The organism is Streptomyces tailanensis (assembly GCF_008386495.1).
In the GTDB taxonomy this organism is placed as follows: domain Bacteria; phylum Actinomycetota; class Actinomycetes; order Streptomycetales; family Streptomycetaceae; genus Streptomyces; species Streptomyces tailanensis.
Map to the genome: position 1 here is coordinate 50,688 of NZ_VTHJ01000007.1, position 19,810 is coordinate 70,497.

Annotated in this window: 21 protein-coding genes; 8 read left to right on the plus strand and 13 right to left on the minus strand. The window is 69.9% G+C overall.

What is annotated here, in order from left to right; genetic code table 11:
* Window positions 1–12: 12 nt before the first annotated feature.
* From F3T56_RS07930 to F3T56_RS07940, 3 genes are all read right to left on the minus strand, one after another.
* Window positions 13–1,173: a serine hydrolase domain-containing protein gene (locus F3T56_RS07930; RefSeq protein ID WP_149823983.1), complete on the minus strand. Its 1,161-nt coding sequence runs from the start codon at window positions 1,171–1,173 to the stop codon at window positions 13–15.
* 202 nt (window positions 1,174–1,375) lie between these two features.
* Window positions 1,376–1,852, minus strand: coding sequence for a Clp protease N-terminal domain-containing protein (locus F3T56_RS07935; protein ID WP_149823984.1), 477 nt, complete (start codon window positions 1,850–1,852; stop codon window positions 1,376–1,378).
* Window positions 1,839–2,084 carry a hypothetical protein gene (locus tag F3T56_RS07940; RefSeq protein WP_149823985.1) on the minus strand — a complete coding sequence of 82 codons (246 nt, stop codon included), beginning with the start codon at window positions 2,082–2,084 and terminating at the stop codon, window positions 1,839–1,841. Before F3T56_RS07940 ends, F3T56_RS07935 begins: the two co-directional genes overlap by 14 nt.
* Window positions 2,085–2,347: 263 nt before the next feature.
* Here F3T56_RS07940 and F3T56_RS07945 point away from each other — a divergent pair, with 263 nt between their 5' ends.
* The 5 genes from F3T56_RS07945 to F3T56_RS07960 all read left to right on the plus strand — a co-directional run bounded on the left by F3T56_RS07945 (window position 2,348) and on the right by F3T56_RS07960 (window position 6,542).
* Window positions 2,348–3,280: a recombinase family protein gene (locus tag F3T56_RS07945; protein WP_149823986.1), complete on the plus strand. Its 933-nt coding sequence runs from the start codon at window positions 2,348–2,350 to the stop codon at window positions 3,278–3,280.
* A 264-nt stretch (window positions 3,281–3,544) separates the two neighbouring features.
* Entirely contained in the window at window positions 3,545–3,760 is a 216-nt protein-coding gene (locus F3T56_RS47570) for a hypothetical protein (protein ID WP_246203486.1), read from the plus strand.
* A 9-nt stretch (window positions 3,761–3,769) separates the two neighbouring features.
* A complete protein-coding gene (locus tag F3T56_RS07950; protein WP_246203487.1) occupies window positions 3,770–4,672 on the plus strand; it encodes a tyrosine-type recombinase/integrase in 903 nt (300 codons plus the stop codon).
* Window positions 4,669–5,004 carry a helix-turn-helix domain-containing protein gene (locus tag F3T56_RS07955; RefSeq protein WP_149823987.1) on the plus strand — a complete coding sequence of 112 codons (336 nt, stop codon included), beginning with the start codon at window positions 4,669–4,671 and terminating at the stop codon, window positions 5,002–5,004. Before F3T56_RS07950 ends, F3T56_RS07955 begins: the two co-directional genes overlap by 4 nt.
* Entirely contained in the window at window positions 5,001–6,542 is a 1,542-nt protein-coding gene (locus F3T56_RS07960; protein WP_149823988.1) for a site-specific integrase, read from the plus strand. The genes F3T56_RS07955 and F3T56_RS07960 overlap by 4 nt, the downstream gene beginning before the upstream one ends.
* 45 nt (window positions 6,543–6,587) lie before the next feature.
* Here the strand turns inward: F3T56_RS07960 and F3T56_RS07965 are convergent, their stop codons facing one another.
* From F3T56_RS07965 to F3T56_RS08000, 8 genes are all read right to left on the minus strand, one after another.
* Window positions 6,588–7,142, minus strand: a complete 555-nt coding sequence (locus F3T56_RS07965; RefSeq protein WP_149823989.1) for a hypothetical protein — start codon at window positions 7,140–7,142, stop codon at window positions 6,588–6,590.
* A 12-nt stretch (window positions 7,143–7,154) separates the two neighbouring features.
* On the minus strand, window positions 7,155–7,544 hold the full coding sequence (locus F3T56_RS07970) for a hypothetical protein (protein ID WP_246203488.1): 390 nt from the start codon (window positions 7,542–7,544) through the stop codon (window positions 7,155–7,157).
* Between the two features lie 277 nt (window positions 7,545–7,821).
* Window positions 7,822–8,859 carry a LacI family DNA-binding transcriptional regulator gene (locus tag F3T56_RS07975; RefSeq protein ID WP_425473550.1) on the minus strand — a complete coding sequence of 346 codons (1,038 nt, stop codon included), beginning with the start codon at window positions 8,857–8,859 and terminating at the stop codon, window positions 7,822–7,824.
* 664 nt (window positions 8,860–9,523) lie between these two features.
* Entirely contained in the window at window positions 9,524–10,387 is an 864-nt protein-coding gene (locus F3T56_RS07980; RefSeq protein ID WP_149823991.1) for an SGNH/GDSL hydrolase family protein, read from the minus strand.
* 57 nt (window positions 10,388–10,444) lie between these two features.
* A complete protein-coding gene (locus F3T56_RS07985) occupies window positions 10,445–11,461 on the minus strand; it encodes a hemolysin family protein (RefSeq protein ID WP_149823992.1) in 1,017 nt (338 codons plus the stop codon).
* Window positions 11,458–12,789 carry a hemolysin family protein gene (locus tag F3T56_RS07990; protein WP_149823993.1) on the minus strand — a complete coding sequence of 444 codons (1,332 nt, stop codon included), beginning with the start codon at window positions 12,787–12,789 and terminating at the stop codon, window positions 11,458–11,460. The genes F3T56_RS07985 and F3T56_RS07990 overlap by 4 nt, the downstream gene beginning before the upstream one ends.
* 183 nt (window positions 12,790–12,972) lie before the next feature.
* Window positions 12,973–13,398, minus strand: coding sequence for a GNAT family N-acetyltransferase (locus tag F3T56_RS07995; RefSeq protein ID WP_149823994.1), 426 nt, complete (start codon window positions 13,396–13,398; stop codon window positions 12,973–12,975).
* A 134-nt stretch (window positions 13,399–13,532) separates the two neighbouring features.
* Window positions 13,533–14,939, minus strand: coding sequence for a hypothetical protein (locus tag F3T56_RS08000; protein WP_246203489.1), 1,407 nt, complete (start codon window positions 14,937–14,939; stop codon window positions 13,533–13,535).
* Between the two features lie 236 nt (window positions 14,940–15,175).
* Between F3T56_RS08000 and F3T56_RS08005 the strand changes: the two genes are divergently transcribed.
* The 3 genes from F3T56_RS08005 (at window position 15,176) to F3T56_RS08015 (ending at window position 17,908) form a co-directional block, all read left to right on the plus strand.
* On the plus strand, window positions 15,176–16,312 hold the full coding sequence (locus F3T56_RS08005; RefSeq protein WP_149823995.1) for a molybdopterin-dependent oxidoreductase: 1,137 nt from the start codon (window positions 15,176–15,178) through the stop codon (window positions 16,310–16,312).
* A complete protein-coding gene (locus F3T56_RS08010; RefSeq protein WP_149823996.1) occupies window positions 16,309–16,710 on the plus strand; it encodes a hypothetical protein in 402 nt (133 codons plus the stop codon). Before F3T56_RS08005 ends, F3T56_RS08010 begins: the two co-directional genes overlap by 4 nt.
* 145 nt (window positions 16,711–16,855) lie before the next feature.
* A complete protein-coding gene (locus tag F3T56_RS08015; RefSeq protein ID WP_149823997.1) occupies window positions 16,856–17,908 on the plus strand; it encodes an NAD-dependent epimerase/dehydratase family protein in 1,053 nt (350 codons plus the stop codon).
* A gap of 45 nt (window positions 17,909–17,953) precedes the next feature.
* Here F3T56_RS08015 and F3T56_RS08020 read toward each other — a convergent pair whose 3' ends face one another.
* Both F3T56_RS08020 and F3T56_RS08025 read right to left on the minus strand, forming a co-directional pair.
* Window positions 17,954–19,066 (minus strand): sensor histidine kinase, encoded by a 1,113-nt coding sequence (locus F3T56_RS08020; protein ID WP_149823998.1) that lies wholly within the window; start codon window positions 19,064–19,066, stop codon window positions 17,954–17,956.
* Complete coding sequence (locus tag F3T56_RS08025; protein WP_149823999.1) at window positions 19,056–19,790, minus strand: response regulator transcription factor; 735 nt, start codon at window positions 19,788–19,790, stop codon at window positions 19,056–19,058. The genes F3T56_RS08020 and F3T56_RS08025 overlap by 11 nt, the downstream gene beginning before the upstream one ends.
* Window positions 19,791–19,810: the final 20 nt, after the last annotated feature.

The following is a 19,810-nucleotide window of genomic DNA, read 5'->3' on the forward strand; positions in this document are numbered from 1 at the left end:
CGTGACCGGTGTTCAGGTATCGCTCCGGCGGCAGAACTTCGCCTGAAGCAGATCGGTGAAGATACCGATGGGGTCGTCCCAATCGCCATTGCTCCAGTCGCCGTTGGCGTTGGTGGTGACCATCCGTTCGCCATCGCGAGCGCCGTAGGCGTAGGACCATGATCCGAAGAGCGCACCCCCCATGCCCCAGACCGTTTCCCCGCAGGGCAGTTTCACTGAGGAAACGCCGAGGCCGTAGGCGGCGTTGGGAATCCAGTCTCGGGTGGGCACGGTGGTGAACATGTCGCGTTGTTGGTCCGGTGGCAGTATCCGGCCCCCCAGCAGGGCGCGGAAGAACCGGTTGAGGTCCCCGGCGGTGGAGATCATGCCGCCGGCTGCCCAGAACATGGATGAATCGAGCTCGGTCGCGTCGTGGACCGGCGCGCCGGGGTCGGTCTGGAACAGCTTCGTGTAGTGCCGGGAGTGTGGCCCGTGGATCGTCGGGTCGCTGCCGTGCGGCAGGTACGTACCAGCCAGGCCGAATGGGCGGGAGATCCGCTCTGTGATCTCCTCGGCAAGCGCGCGGCCGGTGGCCTGTTCGATGATCAAGCCTGCGAGGACGTAGTTGGTGTTGGAATACGCCCAGCCCGAACCCGGTGTGAAGTTGGGCGGATGGGACGTGGCGATCTGCACCAGTGACTCGGGCGGGTGTGTCTCGTAACGGTTCAGTGCTTCCTGGTCATCGGTGTAGTTGAAGATCCCGCTGGTGTGGTTGAGGAGCATCCTGATGTTCACCCTGGCACCGTCGTGGTGATGGCCGTGGATCACGCCGGGCAGCCACTCTTCCGTGGTGTCATCCAGGCTTAGCCTGTCTTCCGCCGCCAGCTGCAGCACGACGGTGGCCACGAACGTCTTGCTGATGCTGCCGATGCGGAACCGGTCCTGCTGTGTACGCGTGCGGCCGGTTCGGGTGTCGGCCACTCCTGCGGTCCCGAACCACTGCCGGTCGCCGTCGCAAACCTCAGCAAGAATGCCGGGAAGGCCGCCTTGAGTCACGGCTTGGTGAAGTAAGCGCTGGATTGTCTCGTAGCCCTCGGCCCCTGAGGCCGGCGCGGACTCAGATACCGCGCCCCCTGCCTTGGCCGGTTCGGCGCCCGATCGGCCGTTGTCTGTATGAGCGGTGTGTTGGTGCATGTGGTCCTCCTTGTCGTGTGTGACCCGTGGATGACCGCCCGGCATCTCTCCACGGCGAGATTCACTGGCCCTTCGGCTCTCGCCAGGGGCCTTAGCGCCCAGCGCAGCGTGCGATCCATCGCGCACGCCTACCGGACCCACTGCACATCACGGCAAGGGCACGGCCGCAGGGTGAACTGGCCGTGTCAGCTGATTCCGGTGGTCACTGATCCTGGCTGTTGAGCGTCTGCCGTACGCGGTCCGCCAGCTCGGCCTGATCGATACCGGCCAAGGCGAGAGCACGTGGCACAGTGCCGATTTGAGCCTGCAGGATCCCGAGCAGTAGATGCGCTGACCGCAGGTCCTTCTTGCGAGCGGAGGAGAAGCTCCGCTCCAGTGCGAGTCTGGCGGACGCACCCATCTTGGGCTGCTGGGAAGCGTGGCTCGGCCCGGGAAGGTCATAGGCGGCCGGTGACACTCCAACCATGCTCAGGCTGTGCTCGAATTCCCGATCCAGTGCCTCGCGGACAGCAGCGCGATCGAGCCCGGCCGAGGTTAGGACCTGCTGAGCGGTAGACCCCTGATCGGCGGCGAGCGACAACAGAAGATGGTGCGCGTCGATCGTCGCCGACCCATCATCCTGGGCTTCGTCCATCGCCCGCACGATGACCGCATGCAGGTACTTGTCAAACGCGCTCATCGCCGCGCCTCCTCAGCTTGACTCCGGCGGCGATGAGCCGCTTGGCGTGCTTCTTGTGGACGGCTTGGCGGGTGACACCGAGCGCCTCGGAGACCTTCGGCCAGCTCCAGCCCGCTCTCATGGCCTGCTCGACAGCGGCGTCCTCCAGTTGATCGGCAAGGCGTCGCAGCGCCACGACAGCCGCCAGGGCGTCAGCGGGATCAGGGGGAAGGGAATTCTCGCCGACGGACATGCAAGCAACTGTAGTTGACTAACGAAAATAGTCAACCCGAGTTGCTAATGTCTGGGTGGGGCGCAGCGATCCCGTCGGAGGCTCGTGATCGCGGGCCTCCCTGTCGTCAAACGATCGTTTGACGACAGGCGGCCTGCGCGTCCAATGAACCCGTGCAATCCAGGGGTTCGCGGCGGTCCGAGTCCAATCAGATCCGATGGTGATTGCTGACAGGGTTTGACGACAGATAGGGTCCATTCCTCCATACGGAAGGGGCCCCACGAGTGGCGAACCTGGTCTACAAGCGGGTCTCGACCGACCAGCAGTCCACCGCCCGCCAGGACCTCGTCCTGGACGAGGCTGGGATCGAGGACCCGGTCGTCTTCGAGGAGGACCCCGGCACCTCCAGCCGCCTCCACCCGCTCCAGCGCCCGAAGTTCCGCGAACTGCTCACCTACGCGCGGCCCGGCGACACCGTGCACATCTCCGAGATGTTCCGCCTCGTACGCGGCACCGGCCACATCCTTGACGTGCTCGACGTCCTCCACCGCGACCGCCTCGCGCTGCGCATCCACGACGGCGCGTTCTCCGCGATGGACCTCACCGCACGCCACCCGCGCACCGGCGAGCTGCTGTCCACCGTGAAGTTCATGGTGCAGACCCTCGCGGCCGCCGGCGAACTCCAGCGCGACCTACAGCGTGAGCTGACATACGACGGGCTGCGGGCCGCCGAGGCCAAGGGCAACAAGGGCGGACGCCGCCCGGCCGTCACGGCAGCGAAGGCCGCCGCTGTGCGCGCCGCGTATCTGGGCGGCCAGTCCATCGCCGCCCTGGCCCGAGACCACCACGTCAGCCGCGGGGCCATCCGTACCGCCGTCGCCGATCTCTTGCCCGAGCACACCATCGTCGACCAGGACGCCCCGGCTCCGGAGCGGCCGGTCCTCCTCGACATGCCAGGCAAGGTCGCGGACTTCCTCCGCGCGGGCGATCTGGAGCCCACCGAGCACGCAGCGCTCGACCAGGGCGTGACCGTACGGCGCGGCCAGGGCTACACACTGCGCGTCACCGCCGCGCCCGCAGCCCACCGCCAGCTCCTCGCCCGCTGCCAGCCCCTCGACGGCACCCAGGGCACCCCGGTGGTCCCGGCGCAGCGCAAGGCCCGCCGCGAGTACGAGAACCGCGTCAACGCCCTTCAGGCTGCTACAGCCGGACCATGATCAATCTCGGCGCCAACCACGGTTCGATTGATGCGAGCGCCGCCAATTGCATAGGATGCGAACTCGCGATAGTCAGCGAATCGGCCCGTGGGGAAAGGGCAATCGCGGTGTTGAACTGCGGACTTGAGTGAGACCTTGGCGGGGACGATACCCGCGACGAGGGCTCCGCCGCGACCCGTGCAGGGGGCTGACCTGGGGGTCCGCCGAGCATTCGCATAGGATGCGTTTTTCTCGCATCTGATGCGAGTCGCGGAAAGTGGTGAAGTGGTGAGGTCCAACGGTTCGATACCGGGGGCGGCCGGGCTGCACCTGGTCGACGGGGTCGCGTTGCTGCGGCCGGAAGAACAGGTCTTCGCGGCGATGCTGACCGGGTTCGCCAACCAGCAGCTCGCGCGGAGTCTGGCCCGGACGACCGTCGAGGGCCGGGAGAACACGGTCAAGGCGTTTGCGGCCTACGTGAACGCCTACCCCTGGCTCTGAACGCCGGCGATGGTCGATGAGTGGCTCGGTGACCTGCGTTCCTTGCGGGACCTGAAGCGCTCCACGATCCGCTCGTACTCGGAGGCCGTGCGGGCTTTCTGCCACTTCATCACCGATCCCCTTTACGAGTGGACGGCCACCTGCGAGGAGCGGTTCGGCACCCACCCGGTGCAGGTGGTGCACGAGTGGAACACCGCGGTGCACGTCCAGGACAACGAGGCGGACGCGAAGAAGCGCGCGTTCACCAAGGCCGAGCTGCACGCCTTCTTCGCGCACTGTGACGACGAGGTTGCCCGCATCCGGGCCTTCGGCCGCAAGGGCTGGTTGCCCGCCTTCCGCGACGCGACGCTGTTCAAGACCGCCTACGCCTACGGGGCGCGGCGCAACGAGACGCGGATGCTCGACGCCGCCGACTTCGGCCGCAACCCGCACGGCGGCGAGTTCGGCGAGTACGGCCGGTGCCAGGTCCGGTTCGGCAAGGCCAAGAAGGGCTCGCCGCCCAAGCGCCGCGGGGTGCTGACCGTGTTCGACTGGACCCCGGACGTCCTGGACGAGTGGTTCACCGAGGTCCGCCCGCTGTTCGGTACCGACAACAACCCGGCGGCCTGGCCCTCGGAACGGGGTCTGCGGATCGGATGCCAGCGGCTCAACTCCCGTTTCATCACCTATCGCAAGGCCCTCGGCCTGGACGACGGACTCGACTTCCACTCCTTCCGCAGGTCCTACGTCACCCACCTGATCGAGGACGGCTGGGATCCGCGCTTCGTCCAGGAGCAGGTCGGTCACGAGCACGCCAGCACCACATCCCTCTACACCTGCGTGTCCTCGGACTTCCGCACCCGCACCCTGCGGCGGCATCTGGACTCCACCATCGCCGCTGCCCTTCAGACCCAGACCGGGAGGCAGGCATGAAACGCAAGGTCGGCTACACCTGGCGGCTGCGCGAGGTCATGGCCCAGCATCGGGTCTTCACGGCCACCGAATTGGTGCCGCTACTGCACGAACGCGGCATCGACCTGTCCGCCTCCCAGGTTCACCGCCTGGTCTCCGGCACCCCTGAACGTCTGTCGTTGCAGGTCATGGCCGCGCTCTGCGACATTCTGTCCTGCACGCCGGCCGACCTGGTGGCCACCACCGCCGAGAACGCCGGCGTCCGCAAGACCGCCACCGGCGACCTGCCCACCCCGCCCGCGAACGTCGCGAAGCTCCGCCCCCGAGCCGCCCGCATCCTGCCCGACGCATGACCCGCCCCTACGCTACCGACGAACAGTACGAACGCTGGTACATGGCCGAGTGCTGCCGCTGCGGCCGCCGCAGGCACCTGGCCGGCACCTGGCCGGATGGATACGTCTGCCGAACCTGCTCGGACCGCGCCGTCCGCACACGGGGCGCCTGTCCGGGATGCGGCCAGGATCGTGCCCTCCCCGGACTCCGCCCCGGTGACGGGGCCGCGATCTGCACCGCCTGTGCCGGCTTCTCCCAGACCTTCGACTGCTCACGCTGCGGCTTCGAGGGCAAGCTCCTGGCCGGACGGCTCTGCGAACGCTGCACCCTCACCGACCGCCTCACCGCGCTCCTGGACGACGGCACCGGTCGTGTCCGTCCCGAACTGACACCGCTGTTCGACCTGCTCGTGGCGATGGAAAAGCCCAGAAGCGGCCTGGCCTGGCTGGAAATGCGACGCAACCAGCCGGGCAGCGCCTCGCAGCTACTGCGGCGGCTCGGCCTCGGCGAAATCCCTCTGACCCACGACGCCTTCCACAAACTCCAGCCCTGGCGGGCCGCCGCTCACCTGGAAGAACTTCTGATGACGTGCGGAGCCCTGCCCGCCGTCGACAAGTACCTCTGCTCCTTCCAACGCTGGCTTCCCGGCCACCTGACCGACATCGCCGACCCCGAGCACGCCAAGACGATCAGACTCTTCGCGACCTGGCACGTCCTCCCTCGGCTGCGGACCCGCGCGGAGCGAAGCCACATCACACCCAGCGTCCGACGGTTCGCCGCCGAACAGGTCAAGTACGCGACCGCGTTCCTGCAATGGCTCGGCGAGCGCAACAGCACCCTCGCGTCCTGCGGCCAGATCGACATCGACGCCTGGTATGCCGAGAACACCGAACACAGCCGCACCTGCCTGCGAGCCTTCCTCAACTGGGCTATGCAGAGCCACCGCTGCCGACGCACCCTCTCCATCCCCGCGATGAAGGTTTCCCGGCGAGCCGCGCTGAGCGAGGACCAGCGCCTCGATGCCCTTGGCCGACTGCTGACCGACCCGGCGATACCCATGCGTCTCCGAGCCGCCGGGGTCATCGTCCTCCTTTACGCACAGCCCGTGAGCCGCGTCGTCCGGCTCAGCGTCGACGACGTGATCCGTGACGGCGACACGGTGCTGCTACGACTCGGCGAGCCCGCTTCGCCCGTCCCTGCACCGGTTGCAGCCCTGCTCCTGGAGCACATCGCGAACCGCGACAACATGAACACCGCCACCAACCCCGCATCCTCCTGGCTCTTCCCAGGCCGCCGGGCGGGCCAGCCGTTCCGCCCCGACCACCTGTCCGCGCTCCTGAACGAGGTCGGAGTTCCGGCCGCCGCTGCCCGCGGCGCCGCCATCCGGCAGCAACTCCTCGAGCTACCCGGCCCCGTCGTCGCGGACGCCCTCGGCTACCACGACAAGACCACCAGCCGCCTCATCAGAGAGACCGGCGGGACATGGAGCCGCTACGCTCCAGGAGATCACGCAAGGTCACCAACAGGCTGGGTTCCTCGGGGAAGCAGCGACAGTTGAATACGGCGAGCCCACCAGTAGTCTGCCGTGGCCTGCGCCGACCCCTCAGCTGCGCCTGCTGGACGGAAGGTCTGCGTCGTCCAAGGCGGCCCGCGCCGCCGACGCGAAGCTGCCGAGGCGCTCGGAGACCATGGTCACTTCGACGGCGTGACGCTCAACGAAGTTGACGTTGCGATCCGGGGCACCCGAGGAGTCGCGCCAGGCGAGAAGAGTTGTGTGCATCGAGTGGAGCCCCAGGTGGACGCTGTGGGCGGCCTGCTCCACTGAGTCGGGTCCCTCGACTGCGAGGGCGGCCCAAGCTGCTTGCACTCGAACCAACTGATCTTGCGCGATCTGGAGCCGCCGATCAGCCTCCGCCACATCTGGGGCATCGCCTACCAGCGCTCGTGCAGCCATCTTCAGAACGCTGCGCGACTCGTTGGCAGGGGCCAGGAAGGCGCTGTACGCGTCTCGCCGCAGTTGTCTGCGCCACTGGGAGTGCTCGACCTTGGCTTGTCCCTCCAACTGCCGCCGAGTCGCCCCACTGGAGATCGCCGACGCCGCAACCGTGCCGAGAACGCCTACCGTTGCGCCCAACAGCGCCGCAAGTCCTTGGTCCATGCGGGGGATTATTCACCCTGGCGACCACACACAGTCACCGGCAGGGCGGGTTCCACGGGGAACTGGCGACAGTTGAATAGGCGACCCCACCAGTACCGGTGCCGGGATACGAGCCTCGTGCAGTTCCATGCCGAGACCGGTCGACACGTTGGGCACCAACTTGTCGGGGTCCACCATGGTTTCCAGCACCAGCAGCCGGTCGCCCGGAATGGCCAGACGGTCCAGCAGGCGTCGCGCCTTGCCGATGCCGATTCCCAACTCCGCACGGGTCAGCAGGTGGAACCGGTCGGGATAGGTACTCTCCGGAATCCCCGCCTTACCATAAGTGAACGCGTACTTGTCGAAGCCCTTCGCGAAGTTCGACAGCACGATGACGTGGAAGCGCTGGTCGCCATGGTCCATCCCGTCATCATGCATGAACGGGCCCCAGACGACATGGGCCGAACTGCAGGCGGAACCTGTGTCCCGATCCGATCCGTCGTCAACGGCACGCCCCGCCCTGTCGCGGTCTACGACACGGCCACCGGTGACCTGGGGACTCGCATCACCCCGGGCCCGTGCAACCGGACGCAGCCGCAGCGTCACACGACGGCTCACCCCAGACGTCAGGGGCATTACGGGCGAACCACCGAGCCGCTCAGCGACCGAACCCCGCTGACGGAGCGAGGTCAAAGGCGGGTCACGTAGTGCCGCGGACATTCAAGCTCGGTGTCAGGACGATAGGGGGTGGCAGTTCCCCTGCCAGGAGTTGGTCGACTTGATGGATGGCCAGTTCGCCCAGCCGTCGCTTGTCGAGGTGCAGGGTGGTCAGTGGCGGGTCGACCAGATCGACGACGCTCAGCCCGTCGTAGCCGACCAGTGCGCAGTCGTCCGGTATTTGGACGCCGAGCCGGCGGGCCGCCCGGAGCGCGCCGATCGCAACCAGGTCGTTGAAGGCGACCACGGCGGTGAGGTCTGGGCGCGCGGCGTACAGCGCCTCGAACGCGGCGGCGCCCCCGGCCGGGGACTGCTCACCCATGACAACCCAGCCCTCGTCTACGGGCAGCGCATGTTCGCCGACGACTTCGAGGAAGGTGCGGCGCCGGACCATCGGGGCGCTCACGCACTCGCAGTCGATCATGCCGATCCGGCGGTGACCCCGGTCGATGAGGTGCTGCATCCCGGCCCGGATTCCGGCCGCGGTGTCGATGTGGACCAACGCGTGGTTCGACGAGTCCAGCCCGCGATCGACTACAACCAGCGGCACGGTGCCCACGTACGGCTCGAGCTGCGCATCTGGATGGCTGATGTAGCCGACAAGAGCGTCAACCTGTTGGCCGAGTGAGCGGACCATGGCCAGCTCCCGGGACCGATCGTTCTCGGTGCTGGCCACGAGCACCTGCCAGTCGCGTTCGTCCGCGGCCGCAATCACTCCTGCCACGAACTCCGGGAAGAAGGGGTTGACCACGTCGGGGACGATGAGCCCGACGGATACGACGTCCGGGCGGACCAGCCCCCGGCCGAACCGGCTGGGCCGGTACCGCAACTGCCTTGCGACGTCGAGCACGCGTTGCTGAGTCCCCGGGTCGATCTCCCCCTTGCCGTTGATCGCCCGGGAGACGGTCTGATGGGACACGCCTGCCGCCTGAGCAACGTCGCGGAGCGTGACGCGCTTGACGGTTCTCACACCCCGCGCCCGCTGGTCTTCCGTTTCCCGCTGTCCGGCCACGCTGCCCACTCACTTCTGTTCCTGTGCCGCCCTGTGTCCAAGTCAATCAGGTTCACCGGCCTGCCGCGCCATCACCAGCCCGGCACTGCCACGAGAGCAAGGCAGCGCCAGAACGCCACCGGCGGATCGTGAGCCGTCCGGCGGCGGGCGTTGACGGAATCTGCTCACCTGAGCAAGAATCCCGTTAACGGTAACGTGAACGGTCACGTCAGCGATCACGGAACAAGTGAAGGAGAACGCAGTGGCTTCTTTGAGGGGCCCTCTACCGCACGAGCCCCACCCGATGTTCCGTGGCGTGTTCCGCGGCTGGCACGCAAAGGCCGGCGTCTTTTCGGCGCTGCCAGACGCACCTGTGGAGCCGGATGATCCGCAGCCTTGGTGGTGCCGACTGAGAGTTCGGCGGCAGAAGCCGAGCAGCGGTGGATCGTCGCTCAGTCGATCCACGGCGCGTCCCCGGGGCTGTCCTGCTCCCAGTGGGGACGGTCGGAGCTGACAAGCAGTGTTCCGTGGTTCGAGGATCAGATCCTCCGGCGAGGGGTGGATCCAGGGTGAGTCCGCGGCAGCGAGGCGACGAGCGTGCCGATCGCCAGAACAGCTCCGCATCCCGCGCCGTCGGCGCGAACCCGCCCGCGACTTACTGTAATCGGCGCACGGCAGCCGGGCGGGCTCCGGGTCAGGGCCCCACCCGTCGCCAGTCCGTCACAGGGCCAGGGTTTGTGTGGTCCACAGGCGTGACCCAAAAGGCTTTGCCCAGCTCAGCGCTAAAGTGGGCGCCTGTCCGGCCGTCCCCCGATGAGCGGCCGGTCAGACGGCGCCCGATCCACGGCAGCAGGTACTGCCTGGCGAACCGCGCGTGGGCCACCTGACGTGCGGTCCATCCGGGCGGCGGTGTCGCGGGCATCGGCGTACGCCACTCCGCGTCCTCCGCCTCGTACCCGAGGGTCTGCCACACCGCCTCGGCTACCCGGCGGTGTCCCTCGGCGGTGAGGTGCAGCCGGTCCACGTCCCACATGCGGGGGTCGCCCAGGGAGGGCGCGCCGTACAGGTCGACGACGAGGGCGCCGTGCCGGGCGGCCAGCTCGTCGACGCAGGTGAACAGCTCCTCCATGCGCGGCCGGAAACGCTCCAGGACCGGGCCCTGGCGGCCGGGGCTGCGCATCAGGACGAGCTGTTTGCAGGCGGGGGCGAGGCGTTCCACCGCCTCTTCCAGCAGGCCGCGTACCCGGCCCATGTCGCACTTGGGACGCAGGGCGTCGTTGAGGCCGCCGACCAGCGTGATCACGTCCGCTTCCATCGCGGCCGCCACGTCCACCTGTTCGGCGACGATCTGGCCGATCAGCTTTCCGCGCACCGCGAGGTTGGCGTACCGGAAGCCGGGCGTCCGCGCGGCCATCCGGTCCGCGAGGAGATCCGCCCAGCCCCGGTACGAACCGTCGGGCAACAGGTCGGACATGCCTTCGGTGAAGGAGTCGCCGACCGCGACAAGGCTGGAGTACACGGGAGGAGTGGCGTTCCTCTGGGTGGCGTTCATCTGCATGGCGACAGAGATGCTATCCCGTGCACATACCCGGCGGTCGGTCGGCTCCCTCGTCCCCTACGCGGCAGGTTGCCCGAACAGCTCCCGCAGCACGTCCTCCATGGTCACGATCCCGGCGAGCCGCCCGTCCGCGCCCTGCACGGCCGCAAGGTGCGTACGACTGCGCCGCATCGCGGTGAGCACGTCGTCCAGTGGCGTGGTCTCCCGAACCTGGGCGATGGACCGCATGTCCCGGACGGGGAACGGCACGTCACGCGGGGCCGCGTCCAGCGCGTCCTTCACATGCAGATAGCCCACGATCCGGCGCGTCTCGTCCACGACGGGGAAGCGCGAGAACCCGGACTCGGCCGACAGCCGCTCCAGCTCCTCCGGAGTGACGCCCACGCGCGCGTACACGACGCGTTCCAGCGGCAGCACGACGTCGCGCACGGGCCTGCGGCCCAGTTCCAGCGCGTCGTGCAGCCGTTCCTGGGCGCGGTCGTCGATGAGCCCGGCCTCGCTGGAGTCCCGGACGAGCCGGGCCAGTTCGGTGTCCGAGAAGGTCGCGGTGACCTGGTCTTGGGTCTCGATCCGCAGGAGCTTCAGCAGGGCGTTCGCGAAGGCGTTGATCGTGAAGATCACCGGCCGCAGCGCCCGCGACAGGGTCACCAGCGGCGGGCCGAGCAGCAGCGCGCTGCGCACCGGCTCCGCGAGCGCGATGTTCTTCGGCACCATCTCGCCGAGCAGCATGTGCAGATAGGTGGCGAGCGCCAGCGCGATCACGAAGGACACCGCGTGCCCCGCGCCCTCCGGCACGCCGACCGCGTGGAACACCGGCTCCAGGAGATGCTCGATCGCCGGCTCCGCGACCACACCGAGCACCAGGGTGCACAGCGTGATGCCGAGCTGCGCGGCCGCCATCAGCGCCGACACATGCTCCAGGCCCCACAGCACGCTGCGCGCCCGCCGGTCGCCCTGATCGGCGTACGGCTCAATCTGGCTGCGGCGCACCGAGATCAGCGCGAACTCGGCGCCCACGAAGAAGGCGTTGACGACCAGCGTCGCGAAACCGATCAGCAGTTGGACGGCGGTCATCGCTCCCCCTCCTCGTCGGCGGAGAAGGCCGGGGCGTGCAGCAGCACCCGCGCGGCCCGGTGGCCCGAGGCGTCCACCACGTCCAGCCGCCAGCCGGCGACCTCGACGGTGTCGCCGACGGCCGGTATTCGACCGAGCTCGTTGGCGACGAGACCCGCGAGCGTCTCGTACGGCCCCTCCGGCACCCGCAGTCCCACGCGCGCGAGCTGGTCGGTGCGGGCCGAGCCGTCGGCCGAGTACAGCGCGCGGCCGTCGTCGTCCGTGCCGACGGGGGCCAGGTCGGGCGTCTCGTGCGGGTCGTGCTCGTCCCGCACCTCGCCGACGACCTCCTCGACGATGTCCTCCAGCGTCACGACACCGGCGGTCCCGCCGTACTCGTCGATGACGACGGCCATGGTGCGCTTGCCGGAGAGCCGGTCCAGGACCCGGTCGACGGTGAGCGACTCGGGGACGAGCAGCGGCTCGCGCAGCAGCTCGGCCACGGAGGTGCGCAGCCGTTGCTCGGCGGGCACGGCGAGGACGTCCTTGATGTGCGCGGTGCCGATCACCGAGTCGAGGCTGCCGCGGTAGACGGGGAAGCGGGACAGGCCGGTGGCCCGGGTCGCGTTCGCCACGTCCTCGCAGGTCGCCTGGGCCTCCAGGGCGATGACCTGGACCCGCGGGGTCATCACGTTCTCCGCGGTCAGATCGGCCAGGTTCAGTGTGCGCACGAACAGCTCGGCGGTGTCCGCCTCCAGCGCGCCCTGCTTGGCCGAGTGCCGGGCGAGGGCCGCCAGCTCCTGGGGGCCGCGCGCGGAGGCCAGCTCCTCGGCGGGCTCGACACCGAAGAGGCGTACCAGACGGTTGGCGGTGTTGTTGAGGTGGGCGATGAACGGCCGGAACGCCGCGCTGAACCAGCGCTGCGGGTTCGCGACCTTCTTCGCCACGGGCAGCGGCGCGGAGATGGCCCAGTTCTTCGGCACCAGCTCACCGACGACCATCAGGACGACGGTCGACAGGGCCGTACCGATCACCAGCGCGATCGAGCTCGACGCGGCGCGCGGCACGCCGACCGCTTCCAGCGGGCCCGCGATCAGCTTGGCGATGGACGGCTCGGCCAGCATGCCGACGACCAGGTTGGTGACGGTGATGCCGAGCTGGGCACCGGAGAGCTGGAACGTCAGATTCCGTACGGCCTTGAGCGCGCCGGCGGCACCCCGCTCGCCGCGCTCCACGGCCCGCTCCAGGCGGCCGCGATCCACCGTGGTCAGCGAGAACTCGGCGGCGACGAAGGCGCCACAGACCACCGAGAGCAGCAGTGCCACGAGGAGGAGGAGCACTTCGGTCATCGGGTCACCCCCGTCCCATGGTCCGGCAGGGGCGGGAGGAACGCGCGATGTCGGCTACCGGCTCCGATATGTCCGGCGCCGGGTCGGGTACTGGGAGGCTCGCCCATGGGCGGACGCTCACAACCTTTCCGTAGAGGTCGACTGGTCCACACATGGTAAAGGATCGGCAAAGTGACCTGTTCCTCAGTCGCCGAGCGGCTTCACCCACCGCCGCCACTTCTCCTCGGACGCGTACCCGGCCGCCCGCCACGCATGATGGGCGGTCTCGTTCCGTACGAGCACCATGGCGTCGACGCGTCGCCCGCCGAGGGCGGCGAAGCGTTGTTCGGCGGCCTCCAGCAGGGCGGTGGCGATGCCCTGTCGGCGGTGGTCGGGGTGTACGGCAAGTCGGTAGGCGGAGCATCGCCATCCGTCGAAGCCGGCTATGACGGTTCCGGTGAGGAGGTCGTCGCGCTCTGCGAGGAGCAGGGCTTCGGGGTCTCGTGTGATGAGTCGGGCGACTCCGTCGTGGTCGTCGCTGATGCTGGTTCCTTCCGCGGCTTCGCGCCAGAACCGCAGCACGGTGTCGATGTCCGCGAGGGTGGCGCGGCGGATGTGAACATCGCTCATGGGGTGAGCCAAGCAGAGCGCTCGCCTGTCTGGCGAACGGGTTTTCCATCGCCCGATCAGGACCCCTGTTTCTGCTGAGGTGGTGGAGTCAGGGCATCACGGTTGCCCCCGAGGCGGGGGCGCCGCCGGGACCTTCACCAGCCGGTGAGGAGCAGGTGGTTGAGGAGCAGCGCGAGTGCGGCCTGCGCGGCGAGCCAGGCGCGTGGCCGGGGGAGGAGGGCGCCCGCCGCGAGCGGCCATGCTGCGAAGGGCAGCCAGATCCGTTCCGTCTCCGCCTTGCTCATGCCGGACAGGTCGGCGACGAGGAGCGCGAGGAACGCGGCGAGCACGAGCAGGGCCAGGCGGGTTTCGGCGGGGAGCCGGGACGGGTCCGGGACGGGGAGGAGCCGTTCGCGCTCCCTCGCGAGCACGGTCGCGGTCCGCCGCAGCCCCGCCACCGTGGCCGGGCCGACCACCAGCACCGTGCAGGCGAGGTTCGCCCACACCCAGTAGCCGTACGGCCTGAAGCCGCCCGCGCCTTGGTAGTAGCGCTCGACCAGCAGGTGGTACGCCTCCCACCAGTCGAAGCCGGCGAGCGTGAACGCCAGAGGGACGACGGCGGTTCCGGCGAGCAGGAAGGGCAGCACTCGAATCCGCCTCCGCCCCAGCAACAGCACACCCGCCCCGATCACCGCGAACAGCGTGAGGCCGTACGAGAGATAGCAGGTCAGGCCGAACAGCAGGCCCGAGCCGAACGCGGCGGCCCATGACCGTCGCTTCGTCCGTGCCGTCACCGCGAGTGCGAGCAGGGCCACGGTCCACGCGGCGACGGCGGCGAAGTAGCCGTCGGCCGACGTCCCCATCCACACAGCGGCGGGTGCGAGCACCAGGAACGGCGCCGCCCGGCGGGCGAGGGCCTCGTCGGCCAGGGCCCGTACAGCGACGAGGACGGCGGCCGCCGTGGTCGCCCCGACGGTGATGACCCACACCCCGGCCCAGGCACCCCCGCCCAGTCCGACCCGGTCGAGGAGGACGAACGTGAGGGTGGCGGCCGGGGGATGTCCGGCGACGTGCGGAGGCCAGTGGTCGGGGGAGCCGAGCAGGATGTGCTGGGCGAAGTCCCCGAGGGTGGCGGGGATGTCGTGGAAGCGGTCGATGACCTGGAGGTACTCGTACCGGGTCGTCAGCCGTCGGGCGACGCCCCGGTGCCAGCCGTCGACGAGGGCGAGGGAGAACGTCCAGGCTGTGGCCGTGGCCCAGGAGGTGAGCAGCAGGGTGCGCCAGGGCAGGCGGGCGGCGAGAGTGGGGCCGTACGCGACGACGGCGACCGCGACGGCGAGGGCGGCCGGCGTGCCGGGGCCGATGTGGGGCAGCCAGTTGGCGTACAGGGGTGGCCAGCCGACGTGGAGGACGTCCTTCGACCGCTTGATGGCGACGCCGACCAGCGCGGCCGTCACGACGAGCAGCGCGGCGCCGGCGACGGTGTACAGGTCGCGGCGGAGATCACGGCGAAAGCCGAGCCTGGTATCGCCACGCAGATCACTACGAAGATCACGGTTCACGCGGGAACGTTAGGCCGAACGGTGGCGGCCGGGCCCATGTCGGGCGCGGACGTCAGCGTTTCGTCATGAGCCTTACGAGAGCCTGACGCGGACGAGAACAAGCTGTACAACACCGACAACGTCATCGTCGCCCCCGGTGTGGCCCGCACTTGTCTCGGATGCTGCCGCGGCGACGTCCCTGTTCCGTAAGGCATTCACAGGTTCCGGAACGGCCTGGCGCCGGGTGGGATGAAGGCATGAAACTGCGTGTCTCTGCGCCGGTGTTCAAGGGCAGGTTGCATGACGCCCGCACGGCGACCTCGATCGGCCGCTGGCTGGGACTGGCGTTCGCCGTCTGCTTCGCCACCGGGCTGGTCAGCCACTTCATGCAACACCCGCCGGGCTGGCTGGCCGACAACATTCCGAGTCGCCCGTCGTGGGGTTACCGGCTCACCCAGGGCCTGCACACCGCTTCCGGCATCGCGGCGATTCCGCTGCTGCTCGCCAAGCTGTGGACGGTGTACCCACGGCTGTTCGCGTGGCCACCGCTGCGGTCGTTTCGGCACGCGCTGGAGCGTCTGTCGATCGCGGTGCTGGTGGCCGGAGCCGTCTTAGAGCTGGCGACCGGGCTGTTGAACACGGTCCAGTGGTACCCGTGGCCGTTCTCGTTCGTGCCGGTGCACTACGCGGTGGCGTGGCTGGTGGCGGGGGCGCTGGTCCTGCACATCGCGGTCAAGGCCCCGGAGATCCGGGCGCATTGGAGCCGGCGGTCCCCCGGGACTCTCGCCCTGCCGGCACAGGATGCTCCCGACCGGCGGTCCCTGCTGGCGGCGCTGGGCGCGGCCGTCGGGGCCGTCACCCTCACCACGGTGGGTCAGTCCTTCACCCCGCTGAAGGACCTCATCCTGTTCGCTCCCCGCCACCCGGACCGGGGCCCGCAGGGTCTGCCCGTCAACCGGACCGCCGCGGCGGCCGGGGTCGGCCGGATCGCCGATGAGGAGTACCGCCTGGTGGTGGACGGCCCGCAGCCGTACACCCTGACGCTGGACGAACTGCGCGCACTGCCGCAGCACGAGGTGGAGCTGCCGATCGCGTGTGTGGAGGGCTGGAGCAGGTCGGCGCACTGGACGGGCGTGCGAGTCGTCGATCTGCTGGAGCGGGCGGGCGCCCGGCCGGATGCGCGGGTGCGGATGGTGTCGTTGCAGCTGCGCGGCGGCTACCGGGTGTCGGAGATGGGCCATCACCACGCCCGAGACCCGCTGACCCTCCTCGCCCTGCGCCTGAACGGCGAGGAACTCGACCCCGACCACGGCTACCCGGCGCGGCTCATCGCCCCCAACCGGCCCGGTGTGCTGCAGACCAAGTGGGTCGGCCGGCTGGAGGTGCTGTCATGAAGGTGACGCGGGTCCTTGTGGGCGCGGCGGGTGTGGCGCTCATGGGCGTCGGCGTGTCCCTGCTGATGGACGTCCGTGATGTGACCGGCGTTCTGGTGTGGCTGGGCGGGGCGGTCGTCCTGCACGACGCGTTGATCGCGCCGCTGGTGCTGCTGGCAGGGCTGGTGCTGGTGCGCGGTGGTACGCGCGGTCCGGTTCGCGGGGCGCTGGTGGTCGCGGGCGCCTTGACGGTGGTGGCGTTGCCGGCGCTGCTGCGCCCGGGACGAACGGCCAACTCCTCAGTGCTGCCGCTGGATTATCCGCGCAACTGGCTGATCGCGCTGGCCGCCGTGGCCACGGTGACGGCGCTCGTCCTGGCCGCGCGGGGCCTCACCCGCCGACGGCGGCCACCGTCATGAGGAAGACGCCGGCCCACGCCGCGCCGTCTTACGGCGGTGACGCCCCCGACAGCACAGGACACGGCACAGACCGAAAGGCTTACGAACCGCTGACGTCCCCGCGCTCGACGGCTCGCGACCGGATGGACGGCTCTACGGTCGGGGCATGTTGATCCTGGTCACCGGAGGCGCGGGCTTCATCGGCTCGCACATCGTCGCCGCCCTCACCGGCGCCGGGCATGAGGTGCGCGTCCTTGACGCGCTGCTGACCGCCGCCCACCGCACCGCCCCGCAGATCCCCGAAGGGGTCGACTGGCGGCACGCGGACGTCCGTGACGCGGCGGCCGTTGCCGACGCCCTGCGCCGCGTGGACGCCGTCTGCCACCAGGCCGCGATGGTCGGCCTTGGCAAGGACTTCGCCGACGCGCCCGACTACGTCGGCTGCAACGACCTCGGCACGGCCGTACTGCTCGCCGGCATGGCGGAGGCCCGGGTGAGGCATCTGGTGCTGGCGAGTTCGATGGTGGTGTACGGCGAGGGGCGCTACGAATGTTCCCGGCACGGCGTGGTCCGGCCGGGGCCGCGCCGGGTGGCGGATCTGGAGGCGGGGCGCTTCGAACCGCCCTGCCCGCGCTGTGGTGAGCCGCTCGCCGCCGGACTGGTGGACGAGGGCGCCCCCGCCGACCCGCGCAACGTGTACGCCGCCACGAAGCTCGCCCAGGAGCACCTCGCCGCCGCGTGGGCCCGCGCGACGGGCGGGAAGGTGTCCGCGCTGCGCTACCACAACGTGTACGGCCCCGGCATGCCGCGCGACACCCCGTACGCGGGGGTCGCGTCGCTGTTCCGGTCCGCGCTCGCGCGCGGTGAGGCTCCGCGTGTGTTCGAGGACGGCGGGCAGCGGCGGGACTTCGTGCACGTGCGGGACGTGGCCGGGGCCAACCTCACCGCGCTGGACGATGTCGACGGCCTCACGGAGGGCCGCCTGCGGGCGTACAACGTCGGCAGCGGGGAGCCCCACACGGTGGGGGAGATGGCCGCCGCACTGGCCGCGTCCTACGGCGACCAGGTGCCGGTCGTCACAGGGGAGTTCCGGCTCGGCGATGTCCGCCACATCACCGCCTCCTCACGACGACTCCGCGACGAACTGGGGTGGAAGCCGCAGGTCGCCTTCGTGGAGGGGATGGCGGAGTTCGCGGCGGCGCCTCTGCGAGCCGGCTGAGTCCGGCCCGCCTCCGGGAGCTCTCGGCTCACCCGTCCGCTGCCGTCAGACCGCCGCCGGCAGATGGACCTCGAAGCGGCAGCCGCCCGGCACATTGCTCACGGCCGCACGGCCCTTGTGCGCCTCCACGATGCCGCGCACGATGGCCAGGCCCAGCCCGGCACCGGCGGGCGGGGTGCGGGCGTCGGTGCCACGCCAACCGGTGTCGAAGACCCGGGGCAGGTCCTCCGGCGCGATGCCGCCGCAGCCGTCCGTCACCGACAGCACGACGCGGTCGGCCTCCCGGCGGGCGGAGACCGCGACGGTGCCGTCGGCGGGGGTGCGGCGGATGGCGTTGACGAGCAGGTTGGCCAGGACGCGGGACATCTCGCGGCCGTCGACCTCGACCGGCACCTGCTCCACCCCGGCGCCCACCAGCCGCACCCTGTGCTCCCTGGCCAGGGCGTCGGCACCCGCGATGGCGTCGCCGACGAGGTCGTAGACCGACATGCGGGTCGGGGTCAGGGCGAGGACGCCGGCCTGGATACGGGACAGTTCGAAGAGGTCGCTGACCATGTCGGTCATGCGCTCGACCTCGGTGCGGATGCGGGTGTGGTAGACGCGCGGGTCGTCGACCATGCCGTCCTCCAGCGCCTCGGTCATCGCCTGGAGCCCGGCCAGCGGGGTGCGCAGATCGTGGGAGATCCAGGCCACCAGCTCGCGACGGGAGGCTTCCAGTGCCCTCTCCCGCTCCCGGGACGCGGTCAGCTTGGCGCTGGTGGCGGCCAACTGGCGGCTCAGGTGGGCGAGTTCGGCGGTGGGCGCGGTGGCGGGCGGGACGAAGCTGCCGTCGTCGCCGAGGGCGCGGGTGGCCTCGGCCAGAGCCTGGCTGCCCTTGACGACGCTGCGGCCCAACAGGAGGGCGACGGCGAAGGAGACGACCGCGGCCATGGCGCACACCATCGTCACGACCCACAGGTCGTGGTCCGAGAGGAACATCGCCCAGGACACCAGCATCGTTCCGGCGAGCATCGCGGCGACCGTGACGGCCGCGACCACGGCCAGCGACAGGGCGACCGACCGGTTCCGCAGCAGCCGCAGGGCCACCGCACCGGTCAGCCCGGCAGCGGCCGCGCCGATGGCCGCGTACAGGGCGATGAGCAGCGTGTCACCGACCATCGTCGGCTCCGTTCTCTTCCGTGTCTTCCGGTCGGGGAGGGTCGAAGCGGTAGCCGACGCCCCAGACGGTGCTGATCAGGCGGGGGCGGGCCGGGTCGTCCTCGACCTTCTCGCGCAGCCGCCGCACATGGACGGTGACCGTCGACAGGTCGCCGAACTCCCAGCCCCACACCCGGCGCATGAGTTCCTCGCGGCTGGTTGCCCGGCCGGGGTTGCGCAGGAAGAACTCCAGCAGGTCGAACTCCCGGACCGTGAGGGCCAGTTCGGCGCCGCCGCGGGTGGCGCGCCGTGCGGTGGGATCCAGGGCGAGCGGTCCGCTGCGCAGCCAGGGCTCCGCGGGCTCGGTCCGGACGGCCGCCGGGGCACCGGTGCGGCGGAGCACGGACTCCACGCGCAGGACCAGTTCCCGGGGGCTGAACGGCTTGGTGACGTAGTCGTCCGCCCCGACCTCCAGGCCGAGAATGCGGTCCTCCTGGTCACCGCGCGCCGTCAGCATGATCACCGGCAGGGGGCCGTCCTCGCGGATGCGGCGGCACACCTCCAGCCCGTCCATGCCCGGCAGCATCAGGTCCAGTACCACCAGATCGGGTGGTCTGGCGGCGGCCCGGGCCACGGCGGTGAGGCCGTCCGCGGCGACATCGACGGCGAAGCCCGCCCGGTGCAGGTACCCGGCGACGACCTCGGAGACGGTGGGGTCGTCGTCCACGACAAGTACGTGTTTCACACCGGCGAGTCTCGCACCGG